Below are 17,357 nucleotides of genomic sequence, written 5' to 3' on the forward strand. Positions count from 1 at the left end.
TGAGTAGGGCTGTAAAAGCTGATAAAATCAGCGTAGTAGAGCCCACTCAACCACTGCGTCTTGTTCGACAATCCAAAGATAATTGAGAGGCCGGACTTTTGTCTCAGTCTCTTTCTTATCACTTCTTAATCTAAGTGTTCTTTCTGTTCCAAATGTAGAGACAGACAGTGCCAATCTGGATGCTCTCGCCAATTAGGAGTTGCGACCACCTGAACAGCTACCTTTCGTGCCTCCTCTAAGATTGGATAATCTTCAATGAGGTTGGCCACTTGAAATTCTGGTATACCTGATTGACGTGTTCCAAAGATTTCCCCAGAGCCTCGTAGCTTGAGGTCTTCTTCTGCCAAGACAAACCCATTGGTGGTTTCGGTCATGATTTTCATCCGACGCTTACCAGATTCTGTTTTGGGATTGGCAACTAATACTGCGTAAGACTGCTTATCACCACGCCCTACCCGACCTCTCAACTGGTGCAATTGGCTCAAACCAAAGCGGTCTGCATCCATGATAATCATGACGGTAGCATTGGGAACATTGACGCCGACCTCGATTACAGTTGTAGAAACTAGTAAGTCAATTTCTCCCTGCTTAAATGCCTGCATAATGGCCTCTTTTTCTTCCCCCTTCATCTTACCATGAAGGAGAGCAATACGGGCTCGGTCTCCAAAATAAGCAATCAATTCTTCCTCTAGAGCAATAGCATTTTTGAGGTCCAAGGCTTCCGATTCTTCAATCAAGGGAGAAATGACATAGGCTTGGGAACCTTTTTGGATTTCTTTGACCAGCCAATCCAAGACTAAATTTAACTGTTGATGCTTAACCCAGCGGGTGATAATCTCTTTTCGACCTGCTGGCATTTGGTCTATTATCGAAACATCCATATCTCCAAAAGCAGTGATTGCCAGAGTCCGGGGAATTGGGGTCGCTGTCATCATCAAGACATCCGGATTTTGGCCTTTTTCACGCAGGATCCGTCTTTGGGCTACACCGAAACGGTGCTGCTCATCAATAATGACCAATCCGAGATCATGAAAATGAACCCCCTCCTGAATCAAGGCATGGGTTCCCACAATAAGGTCCACTTGCCCTGTCTGAATCAATTCCAAGCGTTCTCTTCTCTCCGCAGCTTTTAGACTGCCTGTTAAAAGAAGAATTCTAAGACTAGGAAAGAGAGAGGTCAAACTTTGTAAATGTTGCTCAGCTAAGATTTCAGTTGGGACCATCAAGGCCGCTCGCTTGCCAGCTGTCACAGCAGCATACATGGCCAACCCAGCAACGACCGTTTTCCCGCTTCCGACATCCCCTTGCAAGAGACGATTCATGTGGTAAGGAGAACGCATATCTGCTAGAATTTCGTTCAGACTTCGCTCCTGAGCTTCTGTCAACGTAAAAGGAAGCTTAGCTTGAAGAGCTTTTAGCTTCTTCTTATCCCAATCCAAGACGATTCCCTGTCCGACGGAACGATTTTCTTCCTTCAAGACCTGCAGTTGCAATTGGAAAAAGAGCAATTCTTCAAATTTCACTCGTCTCAAGGCCTGCTTATATTCTTCAAGATCCTTGGGAAAATGCATGGCCCTGACTGCTTGTCTGCGAGAAAGCAAGTGGTACTTGTCCATTAAGATTTGAGGGAGATTTTCTTCCAATAGCTGATCCAAGCCTACTTCAAAAGCCGTCTTGATAACCTTTACTAAAGCTGACTGGCTCACCCCTTGAGATAAGCGGTAGACCGGTTGAAGGTCATCTTCGACTTGGGCTAACAGCTTCATCCCTGTCAAAGCTCCCTTGGCCTTATCCCATTTACCAAATACAGCTACTGTTTGCCCTAGTTCAATCTTGTCCGCTAGATAGGGCTGGTTAAAGAAACTAACTGCTAGGACCAGCTCCCTTTGTTTAATGGTAAAGCGAAGACGGTTACGCTTGTAACCATAATACTGGACATTGGCTGGGGTGGAAACAATTCCAGAAACAACTGCTTTTTCTCCATCTTCCAGATCTAAAACATTTTTTGATTTAAAATCTTCATACCGAAATGGGAAGTAGAGCAAGAGGTCCTCAACCGTTTCGATTCCCAATTTCTTGTATTTTTCTGCTGATTTCGGTCCAATTCCTGGCAGGACAGAAAGTGGTTGGTGTAAGTTCATTCTTTCCTCCTAGATAAGAAAGGAGGCTGGGACCACCGTCATCAACCTCTTTCATCTCGAACTTTTTATAAAAGGAAGCTGGGAAAAGACAAACAACTTACTTCCCACTGTCTTCCTTTGTTGGACGATAAACTCTTGGTACGCGATCACTCAAGACACAAACAACCTCATAGTTGATCGTGCCTCGATAGACTGCTACATCCGTTGTCGTTATAGCTAAATCACCATCCCTTCCGATCAATACTACCTTAGTCCCAATCGGGTAGGCCTTCGGTAGGCGAATGGTGATTTGGTCCATGGATACGCGACCGACAATCGGGCAGCATTGCCCATCAACAAGGACATGAAAACCTTGCATATCTCTGGTCCAGCCATCTGCATAGCCAATTGGAATGGTCCCAATCCACTCTTCCTCACTAGTCTGATAGGTCGCTCCATAGCCAACTGTCTGCCCCACTTCTAGTGGTTTGATATGGACCAATTCTGTTTCCAGACTCAGAGCAGGACGGATGCTATAGGGAAGCTCTAACTCTCTTCCACTTGGATTGAGACCATACATGACATCGCCCAGTCGGACAGCATTAAAAATGGTATCAGCATGCCATAAAGTTGTTGCTGAATTGCTGGCATGAACGATTTTAGGAGTATAGGGCAAGAGCTCCAATAAGTTCTTAAATCGTTGCAATTGGCCTTGGAAATGCCGGTCATCTTTCTCATCAGCTGTAGCAAAATGAGTAAAGATCCCTTCCACTTCTGCTCCATGGTCTCTTAATAGGATCATGGCTTCCTGCAAGTCTTCTGCCGAACGAAAACCAATTCGTCCCATTCCTGAATCCACTTTAATATGAACCTTCAACCCAGTCAAATCAGACTTTTCAGCCAACAATGCTTTCAACCACTCGAGACTAGCTACTGTATAACGAATTTCCTCTTTGATGGCAATCGCAACGTGTTCTACTGGTGCAACGCCCAAAATTAAGATCGGTTTTTCACCTGCTACTTGGCGAACTTCCAAGGCTTCATCTAGGTTGGAGACACAAAAAGCATCTACTAGTGGCAATAAACGTTCTACCACTGGCTCAACTCCATGGCCGTATGCATTTGCCTTGACAACTGCAAAGGTCAAGGTCTCTTTCGGAATATGGGCTTGTATTTGCTGAACATTATAGGCAATAGCCTCTACATCCACATATGCTCGCGTTGGTCTATGTATACTAGCTTTCATTTCTTTCCTCCAAAATGACACTGGTCGAAACTAAATCGCCTGAGTGACTAATCGATACCCAAATCTTTCCACTAAAAGGAGCTTTTGAAAAATAGGGAGCTCCTTTTTGATTGGTCAGAATTTCCAGATCCTGAAATCCTACTGGACCAATTCCTGTTCCCCAAGCCTTGGAAAAGGCTTCTTTGGCAGACCATCGACCTGCCAGGTATTCCATTTTTCTTTTTCCAGATAATTGGTCGAACCGTTCTCGTTCCGTCTCTGTCAATACCTTGGAAGCAAATCTCGGATGCCTCTGGTAGGCTTGTTCAATGGATTGGATCGATTCGATATCTATCCCATGTCCAACAATCATATCTTTTCCTCTTTAATGATTTTCTATCAGCAACTCTATTTAAGAAGGAAAGGGCTGAGAATATTTTCTCCAGCCCTCTCCTCTTATTCAGCTACATACTGATAAATTTCTCGTACTAAGCTTTCTGTCTTTTCCCAACCCAAGCATGGGTCTGTGATCGATTGACCAAATACTTCTGGTTGATCTTGACGACCGTCCTCTAGATAAGATTCAATCATAAATCCACGGACTACATCATAGATAATTGGATTCCAGCTACGATTTGTAAGGGTTTCTCTGACAATGCGAATCTGCTCAGCAAATTTCTTCCCAGAATTATCATGATTGGTATCAACCAGGATAAATGGATGTTGCAAGCCCAAGGCCTGGTAACGATGCGCAGCTTCTAGCAGATCTTCATAGTGGTAGTTTGGAATGTTTTTCCCATTCGCGTCTAAAGCTCCACGCAGAATAGCATGTCCGAATGGATTTCCACTTGTCTCCACAGAACGACCATTATAGAAGAAATGGTGCCCATGTTGTGCAGCATAAATTGCATTAAACATAACCGACAGATTTCCAGACGTTGGATTTTTCAATCCAGTTGGGACTGAGATGCCACTCGCCACAAATCGATGGCCTTGATCTTCTACAGAACGTGCCCCAATGGCAACATAAGAAAGGAGATCCTCAACAAATGGGTAAGTCTCTGGATACAACAGTTCATCTGCTGTTGTCAAACCAGTTTCGGTGATCACTCGATGATGCAGGCGACGAACCGCCTTTAAGCCAGCTACAAAACTAGGTTCTGAAGCAGTATCCGGCTGATGCATCAAGCCTTTATAGCCATCTCCATTGGTCCGAGGTTTAGCAGTGTAGACCCGCATCACAATGAAGACCCGATCTTGAACTTCTTCTTGAAGGGCTGCAAGGCGACGAGCATATTCCATCACTGCTTCCTCATTATCTGATGAACATGGTCCCATCACAAGCAAAATCCGCTTGTCTTCCCCCTTCAAAATAGAGGCTAGTTCACGGTCACGCGCTTCTTTGCGAGCTAAATGTTTACCTTCTAAGCAATAAAGAGAGGTTACTGCTGTTTCATCAATGATTGGGCTAGTAACTGTAAAAGACATAGGCTGATCCTTTCATCCGATTAGAGTTTTTTACCGTGGCAGTTTTTAAATTTCTTACCAGATCCACATGGACAGATGTCATTGCGTTTAATTTGACTCAAATCAAGATCTTCTGGTAAATCAGTTTTTTGAGCGGCAATATTACGAGTCGCTGTCGTTGAAATACTGTGTTCTGTACGTGGACGCTCTTGTTCATGGATTTGAGCTTTCATCATCAAACGAGTCACATCAAATTCGATGGAGCCAATCATATCGTTGAACATACGGAATCCTTCTGATTGGTATTCAACCACAGGATTGTTTTGTGCATAACCACGGAGACCGACAGCATTACGCAATTGATCCAAGGCATCGATGTGATCGGTCCATTTGCTATCCACAACACGAAGGATCAAGACTTTTTGGAATTCTCTGACTGCTTCTTCATCGCGTAATTTCGCTACTTGGTTTTCATAAACCTCTTCAGCACGTTTGTACAAGTAATCAATCACATCTTTATCAGATTTGCCTTCAATATCGCTCTCAGAAATAGTATCTTCAGGGACCAAATTGTATTTGGCAAAGTTCAGAATAGCTTCGATCCGCTCTTCCTTGCTTGAGTGGCTAGCTCCTTCAACGATCCGTTTAATGGTCCGTTTGATCATGGCCTTGATTTCTGGCGCCAAATCACGATCCGCTGTAATGACATCATAGCGTTGAGAGTAGATAATCTCGCGTTGTTCCCGCATAACATCATCATACTGAAGGACTTGCTTACGAGTGTCATAGTTGTTCCCTTCCACTCGTTTTTGAGCTGCTTCAACTTGGCGTGTAAACATGTTAGATCTGATAACAGATTCTTCTTCGCTTAGTTTGAAGCGGTCTAGCAAGGCTTTGATGCGCTCTGAACCGAAACGACGCATCAACTCATCTTCAAGAGAAAGGTAGAATTGAGATTCACCTGGATCCCCTTGACGTCCAGAACGTCCACGCAACTGGTTATCAATACGACGGCTTTCATGACGCTCTGTACCAATCACACAAAGTCCACCGAGTTCACGAACCCCTTCACCGAGCTTGATATCGGTACCACGTCCGGCCATGTTGGTCGCGATGGTAACGGCACCACGTTGACCAGCGTTCATGATGATTTGCGCTTCTTTGTAGTGGTTTTTCGCATTCAAGACTTCGTGAGGAACGCCTGCTTCAACCAAGAGGCGGGATAGGTAGTCACTGGTTTCAACGGCAACGGTACCCACCAAGACTGGTTGTCCTTTTTCATAGCGAGCTTTTACATCTTCTACTACAGCTTTAAACTTCGATTTCAAGCTTGGGTAGAGAAGGTCCGGATGGTCAATACGAGCAATCGGACGATTAGTTGGAATTGGAATAACGCGAATGTTGTAGATTTCACGGAATTCTTCTTCTTCTGTTTTACCAGTACCTGTCATCCCTGAAAGTTTCTTATACATCCGGAACAAGTTTTGGTAAGTAATAGAAGCTGATGTTTTGGTTTCTTCTTGGACTGGTACACCTTCTTTAGCCTCAATCGCTTGGTGCAAGCCGTCAGAATAACGACGACCTTCCATGGTACGACCTGTAAATTGGTCGACGATCAAGATTTCTTGATCTTCACTGACTACATAGTCGATATCCAAAATCATGATGTAGTTAGCACGGAGGGCATTGTCGATGTAGTGTGTTAAGGCAACATTTTCAATGTCGTACAAGTTTTCAAGATTAAAGTAACTTTCAGCCTTATCAATCCCAGAATCTGACAAACCAATCGTTTTTGAAGGGACATCAATAATATAGTCTTCTTTTTCCAAAGATTTTACATAGGTATCCGCCATGTGATAGAGTTGACTAGTTTCTGTAGAAGTCTGACCTGAAACAATCAATGGCGTACGGGCTTCATCAATTAAGATGGAGTCTACCTCATCAACCAAGGCATAATTCAAAGGACGTTGTACCATATTTTCGGCACGAACAACCATGTTGTCACGCAAGTAGTCAAAACCTATTTCCGCGTTGGTTGAATAAGTGATGTCACAAGCATAAGCTTCTTGTTTTTCAGACGGTGATTTTGCAGCCAAGTTGATCCCAACTGAAAGACCTAGCCATGAGTACAACTCACCCATCTCAGTCGCATCACGTTCTGTCAGGTATTCATTGACAGTGACAACGTGAACTCCTTGGCCAGATAGGGCATTCAAATATACCGGCATGGTCGCAGTCAAGGTTTTTCCTTCCCCTGTACGCATTTCTGGAACGTCACCATGGTGAAGAACAATACCCCCCATGACCTGTACTTTATAAGGGAACAAGCCCAAGACACGCTTGGCACCTTCGCGAACTACCGCAAAAGCTTCATACAGAAGGTCATCCAATGATTCACCATCTTGGTAGCGTTGCTTGAACTCTTCTGTTTTCGCTTTCAGTTCATCATCTGACAAGGCAGCCATTTGATCTTCGTATGAGAAGACCTTGTCTGCCATCTTTTCCAATCGTCTTAATTCACCTTTATCATTTTCGATAATTGTTTTTAATAAATTAGCCATTAGTTTCCTTACTTTTCAAATTTCTTAAATTTTAAACGTTCTCTTTATTGTAGCATTTTTTAAACATTTTTTCAAGATTAAGGCTGTATCTTACAAGACTTTCGAGTGGTTTTTTCGTGTGAGAAAATCCAAAAAGATGGCTACTCAAGCAGACATCTGAAAGTGAAGACAAACTGTTCATTGATACAAATCTAATAAATTCTATAAAAATTATACTCGTTAGAATTATTCAATCATCTACTAAAACTTTGTTTTTAATCCGAATCACCTCTATAGTAGACATCTCTTCTTTATGCGATAGTTATTCAGACAAATGGTAAGAATAGCTTGCCACAACCACTTCTTCATGCCAACGAAGCGCATACTTCAATTTCAAACTCATTTGGTTGTGGAGAATATTTTGCCAATGTTTTTTAGGGATGAATTGAGGAACTAAGACTGTGACGGTGTTCCCTTTTTCCTTGGCCTCCTCAGCTACTTTTGAGACAAATTCAACCGTTGGCTGGATAATATCCCGGTAACTCGTCATGACATTTTCAAAGCGAATATGAGGGAAATACCGCTTAAATTCTTCTGCTACCTCAGCATCTTTGACCTTGGTTTCTTCCGTTGAGACGTGCATAGCTATAACATCGTTTCCTAGGCTATTTGCATAACTCATAGCTCCCACACTTACCTGAGTGACATTCCCAACAAGGACAATCACGGTATTGCCCGCATAACTTGTCTTTTCAATCTTACCTCCCAAGCGCAATTGAGCCGCAACTTTATCATAGTGATTACGAATACTCAAGAACATCCAAAGCAAGAGACCAATAATAGGGAAGAAGGGCCAGATCTCACCCAAACGGAATAATAAGAGGATCAAGACAATCCCATAACATATGGCTGCCCCCAGGATATTGGCAAGGGAATACTTAAGAAATCCTTTTTGATATTGGCGTTTCCAATGAATGACCATCCCTGTTTGAGAAAGGGCAAAAGGAATGAAGACCCCAATGGTATAGAGCGGAATCAAGCTTTCTGTTTGTCCATCGAAGATCAAGAGCAAAACAATCGCACCAATCGCCAATGTCAAAATCCCATTGGAATAGCCTAGACGATCCCCTTTTTCCATATACATGTGTGGCATGTATTTGTTTTTGGCCATGTTAAAGGCCAACATTGGAAAGGCGGAGAACCCTGTATTAGCCGCAACTGCCAAGATCAAGGCTGTTGATAATTGGAAAACGTAGAAGAAGGCTTGACCGACTGGGGAATTCCCTAAGATAGCTTGGGCCATTTGGGCTAGAGTTGTTACCCCTTTTGCTGGAACAACACCCACCCAGTAATTGAGAAAGGTAATCCCTGCAAACATGATCCCCAAAATCAAAGCCATAATGGTCAAGGTAGAAGCTGCATTCTTTGCTTTTGGTTTCTTAAAGAAGGGAACCGAATTGGAGATGGCTTCCACCCCTGTTAGGGAAGCGGATCCACTCGTAAAGGCCCTCAACAAGAGAATGATGCTGACTCCTGAAATGGTTTGGCCAACATGCGCAGTCGCGTTATAGGCCAAATGCCCTGTCAAAATTTGGATCACGCCATAGCCGATTAAGGCAATGGTACTGACAATAAACAGATAGACCGGAATCATCAAGGATGTGGCTGATTCGCGCAGTCCCCGAAGGTTCATCAGCATCAAAAGCAAGACCAACAAAATGGAAATGTGAAGATTATAAGGATGAAAAGAGGGAATCGCTGACGTGATGGCATCTGCACCAGAAGAAACAGATACCGCTACCGTCAGCATATAGTCAACCAAAAGACTTCCACCAGCGATCAACCCCGCTTTGGGAGACAGGTTCTCCGAAGTCACCATATAGGCTCCTCCCCCTTGAGGGTAGGCATGAATGACCTGACGATAAGAAATCGTTAAACTGGCTAGGAGAACCAGGACCACAATCCCAATTGGAATTGACCACCAAATAGCTCCTGCTGATACGGTCATCAAGACCAGGATAACTTGTTCTGGACCATAGGCAATAGAAGAAAGTGCGTCACTAGAGAGCATGGCCAAGGCCTGCATTTTCCCTAGCAATCCTCCTTCACCTTCTGCACCAGATTTCAACGGACGGCCAATAAACCATTTTTTCAATGTTGAAAACATAAAAAACTCCTTGAAAAAAGATCATGAGGCCGGGAATTCCCTGCCTCTTTTCATAAAACAGGGGTTATTCTACTCCTTTTTTTCAAGACTGTCAACTTAAATTGTGAAATTTTCATAAAGTTTTCATTGTCTTCATTCATTCGAGCTCTCTTAGATCTGCCAGCTTCTTTTCAAATTGATCCAAGCAAAAAACGAGGCTGGGACAAAAATCCTAGCCTCTCAATTATTTTTGGATTGTCGAGCAAGACGCAGTGGTTGAGTGGGCTCTACTACGCTGATTTCATCAGCTTTTACAGCCCTACTCAACTGTGCGGAGGTGGAACGACGAAATCGAATTCTAACGAATTACCGATTTCTGTCCCACTCTCACTTTTTTATTTTGCTTGATTTTCGACATAAAAGGCAATGACATCCGAAGTGTACTGGGCTGTACCAGCGCCAAACTTGTCGATGTTTTCCTTGAATTCTGGATTATAGGCATAGCCTTTGCCGATATGGCCAAAAACCTCTATAGAGCAGTCAAATCCATACGTTCGAATCGTATCTAAAAGTTTGGTTGCTTCTTCTTGATTTTCCGATGCTGTTACTGGCAAACCAGCCTGGAAGTTTTTCGCCAAGACTTGGAAGACTTGATTAAAGGCTCTTGTCGCCTCCTCTTCTCGACCTTTTTGGCGTTCAAGCGCTTGGTCCATGACTTCTTGACCGTACTTGTCTACCGCCTCTTGATGGTATTTTTTAGTATCTTGGTAACTAAATCCAGTAAATTTTTCCTCAATGGTCATTTTTCTTTCTCCTTTTTGTTCCTGAATGGTTTTTTGCAAGGTGGAAATCAAGGTATCCAGGCGTTGCCTTTCTTGAGTCAAATAGTCCAACTGTTTGGTCAAATGGGGCAATAAGTTAGATTTTTCTTCGGCTAAGAGTTCTGCTATTTGGTCTAAGGAAAACCCTAGATACTTGTAGTAGAGAATCACCTGTAATCGTTCTAAATCTTCTTGATTGTATGTCCGATAGCCATTTTCAGATTTCACAGGGACGAGAAGTCCTATCTTGTCATAGTGGTGCAAGGTCTTGACAGAGACACCTGACAGCTCTGCAGCTTCTTTGATATGGTACATGATTTCCTCCTTACAAAGATAGTATAATCCCTCCCCTTAGGTCAGAGTCAAGACTTAACATAAAAATAGTTTTCAGATAAAAAAGGGTTGAGTTGTCCACAGCTTTTAACTCAAACCCTTTCTTTTTTATGGATGACTCACGATCAATTCTAAATCTTGCCCTTCCAAAGTCCAAGATTCAACATCACTCGTTAAGACAAAGTGATCTCCTTTTCCAATCGGATAATCTACCCCATCCACCTGAAGGCTTCCTTGCCCTGAGAGAACGCTCAACAAGCTATAATCATGGGTCTTTTCAAATCGAACCTCCCCATTGACTACCCACTTGTGAACCCCAAAGAAGTCATTGGCCACTAACAAAGTAGACGACAAGTGATCGACTTTTTCCTCAACCGGTCGGCTATTCGCTGGAGCCCCTAAGTTCAGCACATCAATGGACTGTTCAATGTGCAACTCACGTAAATTTCCTTGATCATCTTTGCGATCAAAGTCGTAAACTCGATACGTCGTGTCGCTTGATTGCTGGGTTTCCAAGATTAAAATACCCGAACCGATGGCATGCATGGTTCCACTTGGCACATAGAAGAAATCTCCCGCTTTCACAGGAACCCGCGCTAACAGATCATCCCATTCTTTGGCTTCGATCATTTGGCGCAATTCTTCCTTAGACTGGGCGTGGTGACCATAGATAATTTCTGCCCCTTCATCAGCGGCAATAATATACCAGCATTCAGTTTTCCCAAGTTCTCCTTCATGCTCCATTCCATAGGCATCATCTGGGTGAACCTGAACACTAAGCCAGTCATTAGCATCTAGAATCTTTGTCAACAAAGGAAAGACCGGTTCTGGTCGATTCCCAAACAATTCGCGATGCTCTGTATATAGTTGGTCTAAGCCCATTCCAGCATAAGGTCCATTCTTAACAACAGAAACACCATGTGGATGGGCCGAAATAGCCCAGTATTCACCAACATGATCGCTCGGGATTTCATAGCCAAACTCATCTCGTAATCTAGTTCCACCCCAAATCTTTTCCTGCATGACGGATTGTAAAAATAACGGTTGTGACATACCTGCCTCCATATATCCTTGTATTCAATACCTTATTATACCAAATTCTACTCATTTTTGAAAGCCATGCCAAGCTGTTTAGACCCTTTTTAATTTTTTGCACGTTTTTCGCATTTTTACCAGCTTTCCGCTATAATAGGTATATGAACCTCAAAGAATCTATTATTGAATTGGCTCACTCCATTGGTATTTCAAAAATTGGCTTTACCACGGCAGATGATTTTTCCTATTTAGAAAAATCCCTCCGCCTAGCTGTGGAAGAAGGCCGAAATTCTGGTTTTGAGCACAAAAATATTGAAGAACGAATCCAACCACGCTTAAGTTTAGCTTCTGCTAAAACGATTATCTCCATTGCCGTTGCCTATCCCCACAAGTTAAAACAACAACCTCAGAAGACGGCCTATAAACGCGGAAAATTCACCCCCAATAGCTGGGGGCTTGATTATCACTATGTCTTGCAGGATAAATTAGACCGCCTAGCACGAGGGATTGAAGAATTAACCGCCGACTTCGAATACAAGGGCATGGTGGATACCGGTGCCTTAGTGGATACCGCGGTTGCTCAACGAGCAGGGATTGGCTTTATCGGAAAGAACGGCCTCGTCATCTCAAAAGAATACGGTTCTTATATGTTTTTAGGGGAGCTTATCACCAACCTAGAGATTGAACCCGATCAAGCCGTTGACTATGGTTGCGGAGATTGTAACCGCTGTGTAGAAGCCTGCCCGACTTCTTGTTTAATCGGAGATGGCTCTATGAATGCCCGACGTTGCCTTTCCTTTCAGACCCAAGACAAAGGGATGATGGATCTGGAATTCCGTAAAAAGATTAAAACGGTCATCTACGGTTGTGATATCTGTCAAATCTGTTGCCCCTACAATCGTGGTCTGGACAATCCATTAGCCACTGATATCGATCCTGAACTAGCTCATCCAGAATTAATCCCCTTTATTGAGTTATCCAATGGACAATTCAAGGAAAAATTTGGAATGGTCGCTGGTAGTTGGCGGGGAAAGAATATTCTCCAGCGCAATGCTATCATTGCTTTGGCCAATGCTAATGACCGGTCTGCTATTCCTAAACTGTTAGAAATCATCGAAACCTCGCAAAACCAGATTCATATTGCAACAGCCATTTGGTCACTGGGAGAGCTGATTCGAGAAGTCACACCTGACTTGGTTGATTTGTTAACTTCCCTCAAAAACCCTAGTCCTGCGATTATAGAAGAACGTGAACGGTTCTTCCAAAAATTCCAACACCAAATCTCACATAATTAAAAACTGCCTAACTAAGTTAGGCAGTTTTTAATCATTTCTTTCTTCTCTCATACAGCCTCTATCAGAAAATTCCTAATAGAGAAAAACTGACGATCCCCCATAGGAGTGCAACGACAAATCCGACTACGACATCACGGACAAAATGGAGTCCCGCCAGAACACGAACTCCTGCCAATAGCAGAGCCAAGAAGAGACCTAGGCTCGATAGAAGAGGATTCACACCCCAAGCTACCGTCGAAATGATTGCCGCCGAAAAAACATGCCGACTTGGCATGGAACTCCCCTTGCCTTCTCTCTCTAAGAGAGGTGGAAATGCGCCAAGCTCATAGGGACGGGGCCAATTGATTGCTTTTCGAATGACACTCAATAAAATAAAGCCAGAGGCTGGAACCAACAGATAGGCAAGAACAACCCAAAGCTCGGAAGCTTTCAGATAGGCTGCCCAAAGAACATAAAAGTAAAGGAGTGGCATCAGGAGGGTGACGAGGCGGTTAGCCCACTTTAATAAAGAAAGATAATAGGGATGGGACACAAAAAATGGTCTAACCCGTTCATAGAACAAATATTCTTTTTTCATCAACAATTTCTCTTCGATCGATTCCTTAATAAGCAGCAACTGGACCTAGATCAAAATCCCTTCCAGGTGATCTAGCTCATGCTGGCAGATCTGAGCCGCAAAACCTTCTAAGCTTATGAGCTGAGGCTTCCAATTCATGTCGCGATAGGAGACCTGAATCTTTTCAAAGCGGCTCGTTTTTCGGCTCCCTGCCAAAGAAAGACACCCCTCTTCTGTCTCATAAACTCCTTCTTTCTTGACTAGAACAGGGTTAAAGAGAACCAAGGGCATCAAACCAAATTGGATAATGATCACTCGCTTGCGTACACCAATCATATTGGCCGCCATGCCAACACAGGAATCCTGGTGAGCTCGTAAGGTATCTTGTAAATCTTGCGCCAGATACAAATCCTCTTTTGTCGCTTCTTCAGACACTTGACTCAAAAAGAAGGGATCCTTCATAATGGCTTTTTCCATCTTCTCTCCTCTCTTGCTTAAAAAAGAGAAGGTCATTCATCCATCTTACCGACGAAGAACTCCCTCCCCTAGCATTTCATGCTTTTTGTTGATTCAGCCTTACCTGATTAGTCTTTTTTGCTGACTTGTTTTGCTAAGACAAAGTTACCCAAGGTTGCTGAACCATTTCCAGCTACCGCAGGAGTCACGATGTAGTCACGAACATCTGGAACTGGTAAGTAGCCGTTCAATAATACTGTGAATTTTTCACGAACGCGATCCAACATATGCTGTTGTGCCATCACTCCTCCGCCAAATACAATCACATTTGGTCGGAAGGTTACAGTAGCATTGACAGCAGCTTGAGCAATATAGTAGGCCTGGATATCCCATACAGAGCTATTGAGTTCGATATTTTCCCCACGAATACCAGTACGAGCTTCCAGACTTGGACCAGCCGCAAGACCCTCTAAACAGCCTCTGTGGAATGGGCACACACCATTAAATTCTTTTTCAACATCCATTGGGTGTTTAGCAACATAGTAATGGCCCATTTCAGGATGTCCCACTCCACCAATGAATTCACCACGCTGGATGACACCTGCACCAATACCTGTACCAATTGTATAGTAGACTAGGTTTTCAATCCGTGCACCCGCATTATTACGAGCGACAACTTCACCATATGCCGAGCTATTTACGTCCGTTGTAAAGTAAATCGGTACATTTAATGCACGACGGAAAGCCCCTACCACATCAATATTCGCCCAATGGGGTTTGGGAGTTGTTGTAATAAAACCATATGTTTTTGAATTTTTATCAATGTCAATCGGTCCAAATGAACCAATCGCTAAACCAGCAAGATTATCAAATTTAGAGAAAAACTCAATACATTTATCAAGGGTTTCAATAGGGGTTGTTGTTGGAAACTGTGTCTTTTCAATGACGTTATTATTTTCGTCACCTACAGCACAAACAAACTTTGTTCCACCAGCTTCAAGACTTCCATATAATTTAGTCATATCAATCCTCTTCTTCAATTCTCTTTTTTTCTATTATATCATAAAGGAAAACGGTTCACTTCTATTCCTTATAGAAAAAACTACTCTTATTTATGTTTCAACATTAGGTGAGAAACTTTTTTATTCCAAACCTCATCTCCAAACAAAATTCAAGGACTGGAGGATACCCTAACCAGTCCTTGAGCAATCATATTTTAAATTATGCTTTTACTTCAATAATCGCATCGCCTTTAGCAACTGCACCAGTAGCTACTGGAGTTACTGAAGCATAGTCAGCTGTGTTTGTGACGATGACCATTGTTGTATCATCAAGACCAGCTGCTGCAATTTTAGCAGAATCAAATGTTCCAAGAACATCGCCAGCTTTGACCTTGTCACCTTGCGCAACCTTTTGATCAAACCCTTCACCGTTCATTGAAACTGTATCAATCCCAACGTGGATCAAAACTTCAGCACCATTGGCTGTCTTCAAGCCGAAAGCATGTCCCGTTGCAAAAGCAATGGTTACTTCTGCATCTGCAGGAGCATAAACAACACCTTCAGATGGCTTCACTGCAATCCCTTGCCCCATCGCACCGCTTGAGAAGACAGGGTCATTCACATTTTCTAAAGCAACCGCTTGTCCAACGATTGGAGAGATAATCGTTTCATCTTGAAGAGTTTCTGGAACAGTTCCAGTTGTTTCTTCTTCAACTAATTTTTCCGTTTCGTTATTTTCTTTATCAAGAGCCACTCGCAATGCAACACTTGGGATTGTAGCTTTAGAAAGAACATCTGTCATTTGATCTTGCCATTCATCTTGTTCATCTTCAAAACCAAACATGTAAGTAAGAGCAAATCCAAGAGCAAACGATACAGCTACCATTAAAATGTATTGTAAGAGTTGTCCATTACCAATGTAAAGGAGTGTCCCTGGAATAATTGTGATACCATTTCCTGTACCAGCAAGTCCAAGAAGTGAAGCTAATCCACCACCAATAGCACCACCAATCAATGAAAGGAAGAATGGTTTACGATAACGTAAGTTAACCCCAAAGATCGCAGGCTCGGTAATACCAAGGAAGGCAGATAAAGCAGCTGAGAATGAAAGTGCTTTTAGTTTAGGATTTTTAGTTTTCACACCAACCGCTACGGTAGCAGCACCTTGCGCTGTCATGGCAGCTGTGATAATAGCATTAAATGGATTTGCGTGATCAGCTGCAAGCAGTTGAACTTCAAGCAAGTTAAAGATATGGTGAACACCTGATACGACAATAACTTGGTGTACCCCACCAATAACTAATCCACCAAAACCAAATGGTAAGTTAAGAATTGCCTTTGTAGCAAATAAAATATAGGTTTCAACTACGTGGAAAACCGGTCCAATGACGAAGAGTCCAAGAATAGACATTACAAAGAGGGTTACGAATGGTGTTACCAAAAGATCAAGGACATCTGGAACAACTTTTCGAAGTGATTTCTCAAATTTCGCACCAAGAACCCCGATAATAAAGGCCGGAAGAACGGATCCTTGCAAGCCTACGACTGGAATAAAGCCGAAGAATTTCATAGCAGTCACTTCACCACCAGATGCAACAGCCCAGGCATTTGGAAGTGAACCAGAAACAAGCATCATACCAAGAACGATACCAACTGCTGGATTCCCACCGAAGACACGGAAGGTTGACCACACGACAAGACCTGGCAAGATGATAAAGGCCGTATCTGTCAAAATTTGAGTATAAGTCGTAACATCATCTGGAAGAGTTACACCTAGGGCATTCAAGAGACCACGAACACCCATGAAGAGACCTGTCGCAACGATAACTGGAATAATCGGTACAAAGACATCACCAAAAGTACGGATGGCACGTTGGAACCAATTTCCTTGTTTAGCGGCTTCAGCTTTCATTTCATCTTTTGATGAAGTTGGCAAGCCTAGAGCTACTACCTCATCATAAATCTTGTTTACAGTACCAGTACCAAAGATGATTTGGTATTGACCTGAGTTAAAGAAAGCTCCTTGAACTTTTTCAATATTTTCGACAGCATTTTTGTCGACTTTTGCTTCATCTTTGACCATCACACGAAGACGAGTCGCACAGTGAGCAACACTGCTAACGTTCTCAACTCCACCGATCGCATCGATGACTTTTTTTGCAATTTCTGTATTTGACATTTGCAAAAATCTCCTTATTTTTTATTGTTTTGAAAACGGTTAAACCATCTCTACGCTCTTAATTGTACCACGTATTAAAAATATGTCAACCGTTTTGCAGAAAGTTTTTGGTATTTATTTGCGATTTTTGATTGTTTGAAAGATGAATTTTTCATTTTCACTCACCGAAAAGACCATACACTC

Annotated in this window: 13 protein-coding genes; 1 reads left to right on the plus strand and 12 read right to left on the minus strand. The window is 42.8% G+C overall.

What is annotated here, in order from left to right; genetic code table 11:
- Positions 1–125: 125 nt before the first annotated feature.
- From recG to manA, 8 genes are all read right to left on the minus strand, one after another.
- Positions 126–2,141 (minus strand): ATP-dependent DNA helicase RecG, encoded by a 2,016-nt coding sequence (gene recG / locus ADH49_RS07030; protein ID WP_048691097.1) that lies wholly within the window; start codon positions 2,139–2,141, stop codon positions 126–128.
- 97 nt (positions 2,142–2,238) lie between these two features.
- The gene (alr, locus tag ADH49_RS07035) at positions 2,239–3,366 is read right to left on the minus strand and encodes an alanine racemase (protein WP_048691101.1); all 1,128 of its coding nucleotides are present in this window, start codon (positions 3,364–3,366) and stop codon (positions 2,239–2,241) included.
- Positions 3,356–3,718, minus strand: coding sequence for a holo-ACP synthase (acpS, locus tag ADH49_RS07040; protein WP_006595699.1), 363 nt, complete (start codon positions 3,716–3,718; stop codon positions 3,356–3,358). Before acpS ends, alr begins: the two co-directional genes overlap by 11 nt.
- An 83-nt stretch (positions 3,719–3,801) precedes the next feature.
- Positions 3,802–4,833: a 3-deoxy-7-phosphoheptulonate synthase gene (locus tag ADH49_RS07045; RefSeq protein ID WP_048691103.1), complete on the minus strand. Its 1,032-nt coding sequence runs from the start codon at positions 4,831–4,833 to the stop codon at positions 3,802–3,804.
- Between the two features lie 20 nt (positions 4,834–4,853).
- Positions 4,854–7,373, minus strand: a complete 2,520-nt coding sequence (gene secA / locus ADH49_RS07050; RefSeq protein WP_048691105.1) for a preprotein translocase subunit SecA — start codon at positions 7,371–7,373, stop codon at positions 4,854–4,856.
- A 301-nt stretch (positions 7,374–7,674) separates the two neighbouring features.
- Positions 7,675–9,519, minus strand: coding sequence for an APC family permease (locus tag ADH49_RS07055; RefSeq protein ID WP_048691108.1), 1,845 nt, complete (start codon positions 9,517–9,519; stop codon positions 7,675–7,677).
- A 374-nt stretch (positions 9,520–9,893) separates the two neighbouring features.
- Positions 9,894–10,634: a MerR family transcriptional regulator gene (locus ADH49_RS07060; RefSeq protein WP_048691111.1), complete on the minus strand. Its 741-nt coding sequence runs from the start codon at positions 10,632–10,634 to the stop codon at positions 9,894–9,896.
- A 126-nt stretch (positions 10,635–10,760) separates the two neighbouring features.
- On the minus strand, positions 10,761–11,705 hold the full coding sequence (gene manA / locus ADH49_RS07065) for a mannose-6-phosphate isomerase, class I (RefSeq protein WP_048691113.1): 945 nt from the start codon (positions 11,703–11,705) through the stop codon (positions 10,761–10,763).
- 143 nt (positions 11,706–11,848) lie between these two features.
- On the opposite strand from manA, the gene queG reads away from it, so the two are divergent.
- Positions 11,849–12,982, plus strand: a complete 1,134-nt coding sequence (queG, locus tag ADH49_RS07070; RefSeq protein WP_048691115.1) for a tRNA epoxyqueuosine(34) reductase QueG — start codon at positions 11,849–11,851, stop codon at positions 12,980–12,982.
- Between the two features lie 61 nt (positions 12,983–13,043).
- Here queG and ADH49_RS07075 read toward each other — a convergent pair whose 3' ends face one another.
- The 4 genes from ADH49_RS07075 to ADH49_RS07090 all read right to left on the minus strand — a co-directional run bounded on the left by ADH49_RS07075 (position 13,044) and on the right by ADH49_RS07090 (position 17,174).
- Positions 13,044–13,559, minus strand: coding sequence for a phosphatase PAP2 family protein (locus ADH49_RS07075; RefSeq protein ID WP_048691120.1), 516 nt, complete (start codon positions 13,557–13,559; stop codon positions 13,044–13,046).
- A 45-nt stretch (positions 13,560–13,604) separates the two neighbouring features.
- Positions 13,605–14,015: a peptide deformylase gene (locus ADH49_RS07080; RefSeq protein WP_048691122.1), complete on the minus strand. Its 411-nt coding sequence runs from the start codon at positions 14,013–14,015 to the stop codon at positions 13,605–13,607.
- Between the two features lie 107 nt (positions 14,016–14,122).
- Positions 14,123–15,016: a fructokinase ScrK gene (scrK, locus tag ADH49_RS07085; RefSeq protein ID WP_048691124.1), complete on the minus strand. Its 894-nt coding sequence runs from the start codon at positions 15,014–15,016 to the stop codon at positions 14,123–14,125.
- Positions 15,017–15,215: 199 nt separating this feature from the next.
- Positions 15,216–17,174, minus strand: a complete 1,959-nt coding sequence (locus ADH49_RS07090; RefSeq protein WP_048691126.1) for a sucrose-specific PTS transporter subunit IIBC — start codon at positions 17,172–17,174, stop codon at positions 15,216–15,218.
- Positions 17,175–17,357: the final 183 nt, after the last annotated feature.

It is taken from the genome of Streptococcus sp. 400_SSPC (assembly GCF_001072745.1).
Taxonomy (GTDB): Bacteria; Bacillota; Bacilli; order Lactobacillales; family Streptococcaceae; genus Streptococcus; species Streptococcus xiaochunlingii.